The organism is Trichococcus sp., assembly GCF_049589555.1.
In the GTDB taxonomy this organism is placed as follows: domain Bacteria; phylum Bacillota; class Bacilli; order Lactobacillales; family Aerococcaceae; genus Trichococcus.
Genome location: NZ_JBAWAZ010000106.1, coordinates 1 through 4,051, shown reverse-complemented (window position 1 = coordinate 4,051; position 4,051 = coordinate 1). Strand labels below are relative to the sequence as shown.

4 protein-coding genes and 1 tRNA gene are annotated in these 4,051 nt (G+C 49.7%); 3 read left to right on the top strand and 2 right to left on the bottom strand.

Annotated elements, in window-relative coordinates:
- Positions 1–89 precede the first annotated feature (89 nt).
- Complete coding sequence (locus WBV27_RS04715) at positions 90–803, top strand: TraX family protein (RefSeq protein ID WP_424199880.1); 714 nt, start codon at positions 90–92, stop codon at positions 801–803.
- A gap of 17 nt (positions 804–820) precedes the next feature.
- Positions 821–2,023: a hypothetical protein gene (locus tag WBV27_RS04710; RefSeq protein WP_424199878.1), complete on the top strand. Its 1,203-nt coding sequence runs from the start codon at positions 821–823 to the stop codon at positions 2,021–2,023.
- A 93-nt stretch (positions 2,024–2,116) separates the two neighbouring features.
- Here WBV27_RS04710 and WBV27_RS04705 read toward each other — a convergent pair.
- Positions 2,117–2,188: transfer RNA gene (locus WBV27_RS04705), tRNA-Val, on the bottom strand.
- Positions 2,189–2,351: 163 nt separating this feature from the next.
- Between WBV27_RS04705 and WBV27_RS04700 the strand changes: the two genes are divergently transcribed.
- Positions 2,352–2,876 (top strand): DUF1456 family protein, encoded by a 525-nt coding sequence (locus tag WBV27_RS04700; protein WP_424199876.1) that lies wholly within the window; start codon positions 2,352–2,354, stop codon positions 2,874–2,876.
- A 108-nt stretch (positions 2,877–2,984) separates the two neighbouring features.
- Here WBV27_RS04700 and WBV27_RS04695 read toward each other — a convergent pair whose 3' ends face one another.
- Positions 2,985–3,944, bottom strand: coding sequence for an RluA family pseudouridine synthase (locus tag WBV27_RS04695; protein WP_424199874.1), 960 nt, complete (start codon positions 3,942–3,944; stop codon positions 2,985–2,987).
- Between the last annotated feature and the right edge of the window lie 107 nt (positions 3,945–4,051).

The following is a 4,051-nucleotide window of genomic DNA, read 5'->3' as shown; positions in this document are numbered from 1 at the left end:
GCATATACTGTGGGAAAGGACAGGCACACAGGCCTGTCGATCAGCTTACTGCAAACGCTGCGAAACCAAGTACAGTTAGGAGCACTCCGATGCAAGGCATTAGCGAGATTCAAAAAGACCTATCATCCTATACATTGAAGAACCTTGCTATATTTGCGATGTTCTTCGATCATATCTTTGCAGTATTTGTGCCGCAGGACAGCCTTGAAGGCGTGGTGTTGCGGATTGCAGGGCGGATCGCCGCCCCAATCATGTGCTATATGATTGCGGAAGGCTATCATTACACATCCAATCTGAAAAAATATATCGTGCGGTTAGTGCTGTTTGCAGCAGTTTCGCATTTTCCGTATGTCTGGTATTTCGGCCTGCCGTGGTGGCAGGCAACGAGCGTCATCTGGGGATTGGCGCTGGGATTGATCGCATTGGCGGCGGCCAAACGGGAGGACTGGTCCCTTCCGCTTAAGGCAACAGTCGTTTTGGCATGCTGTCTGTTGGCGGTCCCGGCTGATTGGAACTACGTAGCGGTCTTGTGGATCCTGTTTTTTGGATTGTTCAGGGGACAAACCGAAAAACAGCTGCTGAGCTTTGCAATCATAGGGATTCTGCTCCACATCATCCCTTCCATCAGCGAAATCGGCTGGACGCAATCTTACCAAATCGGTATTTTTCTGGCTGTGCCGCTGTTGCTGTTCTACAAAGGCCGTCAAGGCAAGAAATCCAATGTGATGAAATGGGGCTTCTATGCTTTCTATCCGTTCCATCTGTTGCTGTTGGAACTAGTAAAAATGATCGTATCCGCTTAATGGAGGTCTGAATATAAATGAGAATCAACAAAAATTGGCGCCGCGCTTTCATCGGCATCCTGACGGGTGCGGTGCTGTCCGCTTGCTCCGGCTCGGATGACCAGACGGAAACGGACGAGTCTGAGGCCAATTCGGCTGTCGAAGCGGTGACTTCAGAAGAAGCGGCTTCGAGTGAAACCTCGAATGAAGAGGAAACAGCGGTAGTCCAGCCGGAAGAGCCGGAGCTGTTGGTGTATGAAGGGGATCTGGAACTTCCTGTCAAAGGGGCGACTGGCTATGCTTCAGTCCGGATGGATCTGAAGGCGACGGCCGATGCTGGGTCCGAGACACTTTCGGCCTTGGAAGCGGGAACCGCTTTTGAGGTGGTGGAGGAAGTGGGCGATTGGTGGTATGTCCAGACCGAAACGGAGTCAGGCTGGGTGCAACATCTTTATTGCTTCATCAACCTTCCGGACGTGATCCCTTCCATCATCTACGACAATACCAACACGTACGCATCCAAGTTCGTTTCTTCCGGAAAAGCAATCCCTGGCATAACAGGAGTGGCGCTTTATGACGGGAAAGCATACAATATGCGCCTGGGTAAAGTGTCCGATATCGTGCCGGTGCTTTACAGCATGTCAAAGAAAATTTATTTAGCGCAAAAAGCCGCCTTGGCGGAAGGGAATTCCTTGGTCATCTATGAGGGGTATCGTCCATTTTCCGTCCAGAAGATGACGGTGGATGCTTTGACGAATTTGGCTGCAGCCGATCCGGAAGTGATGGCAGGAATCAACACATATCCTTGGGACACCAACTGGTTCATCGCGACAAATGTTTCGAATCATCAGATGGGCTATGCCATCGATGTCACGTTGGCGAAAATAACGGAACAGCAGGAAATCGTCATCGGCGACTATGCTGCGACCGCCATAACAGGCTACACGGAGTATACGATGCCGACAACCATCCATGAATTGAGCATGGCTTCGGCTACGTTCACCGGACCGGTCAAATCCAGCTCGCCGACAGCGTGGCTCCAAGCCACCTTGGCGGATACGATGAATGAGGCAGCCATCCTGCTGCAGCGCTACAGCACTGAAGCCGGCCTTACCCCGTTGGCCTCGGAATGGTGGCATTTCAATGATCTCGATGCGCGTTACTCCACCGAGGGAAACAGCAGCAAAGGCGAATATTTTTTGGATGCAACGATGAGCGAAGCCCCGGAAGCGGCCGAATGATGAATAGGCAATGACCGAAATGAACACAAAAAGAGGCACTATCGAATTTTTTCGATCGTGCCTCTTTACTTACTATTATGTGCTGAATCTTGATGGTCCCTACTGGGATTGAACCAGCGACCCCTACCATGTCAAGGTAGTGCTCTCCCGCTGAGCTAAGGAACCGTTAAACAGATGAATCACCTGCTCGTATATTTGATTATAACATATTTGCGCGAGAAGTGAAGAGGGAAATTAAAAAAATGAGGAACGAATAAGGCATGCATTCCATCAGACAACAAGGTATACTGGAAAAGGATAATTGAAAAGGAAAATTTGGAGGCATAATATGGACAACAATGATATATTGATCCGCTTGCGCTATGCGCTGGACATCAAAGATGCGGATATGGTGGAAGTGTTCCGCTTGGGCGGACTTGAATTGACGAAGGAAGCAGTACAAAAGATGTTGCTGAAATCGAAAAAAGATGAAGCAACAGATACTGCCGGGGCTACAGCCCCATCGGAAGACGATCAACTGGCTTGCGACAATGCGACACTGGAATCGTTCTTGAACGGACTAATCACTTCCCAACGCGGCAAACCGCAAGCGAAGCCCGGCGAAACGGAACTAAAGCCGGAATTTGTGCTGAACAACGGGAACGTCAACAATCTGCTGCTGAAGAAAGTCAAAATCGCGCTGACTTTGACAAACGAAGACATGCTTGAAATCCTGGAATCGGCTGGAGTCACCGTGTCAAAAAGCGAACTGAGCGCGGTCCTGCGCAAAGAAGGTCACCGCAATTACAAGCCTTGCGGCGACCGCTATGCACGGAATTTCCTGAAAGGGTTGGCGCTGCGCTACAGAGGATAAGCTGGAATTGAATTTATGTTGAAATAAACCGCCAAAATAGTTTGGCGGTTTATTTTAGTTCAAACCACAAATAAGAGGCTATTTCATTTCGAAATAGCCCCTTTCTTCTTATTTTGAATACAATAGAAAAGCTTTCGGCACCGGAGCGCTGAAGCGGACGAGCTCGCCGGTCGCAGGATGGATGAATGCGAGTGTGGAAGCGTGCAGCCCCAAACGTTTCATCGGATTTGTGCGGGCACCGTACTTCTTGTCCCCGGCAACTGGGTGGCCCAAAGATTCCATATGGACGCGGATCTGATTCTTCCGTCCGGTCTCCAACTGAACTTCCAGGAGCGAGTATTCCTTGTTGGCGCGGATCTTCCGATAATGGGTCACGGCATGCTTGCCGCCGTTGTCTTTCGGACTGGAATGGACTTTCATCGCTTTGCTCTCGGTCAGCCAAGAGGAGATGGTACCTACATCATTCTTGATTTCGCCCTCGACCAGAGCGGTATAGATGCGTTCTTTGACGAGTTCCTTCCAATCATTTTGCAGCTTCTCTTTCAGTTCTTCGGATTTTGCGAAAAGCATGACGCCGGATGTATCCCTGTCCAGACGATGTACGACAAAAATCCGGTTCGCTTTGTTGTCTTCTTTGACGTAGTGGCTCAATTGGCGGTAAGCGGTCGGTTCCTTTGGATCGTCCGTTGCCATCGACAACAGGCCTGCATCCTTATTGATCACGATGATCGATTCGTCCTCAAACAGGATCTTGAGGCCTGAAAGGGAAGTTTTTTTGAGGGCTTCCTTGTTTGCCAAAATGCCGACAGTCTGTCCGGGTTCCAAGGGATGATTGTGTTTGGTGATGGACTTGCCGTCGACCGTCACTTGTCCGCGGGTAAGGATCGATTTGACCGAATTGCGGCTTTGCTTGCTGAGGATCTGCAGCAAAAAGGACAACAATTCGCTTGGTTCGGTCACAGGATATTGCGTAACCCCTTTGGTGGACGGGCTTTTTTGGGGTTCTCTCGCCTTGTCCTGACGATTGCGTTTATTGTTGATTGGTTTCTTTTGGTTTGTTTTTTTCATATCGTTCGCTCCTGACTCTGTTCGCCGCCTGATTGTAGCGGTCGTCTCTTCTGAAGTATAACAGAAAACCGGGCATCCATCTCGCATAATCAGGACAAAAACGCAGC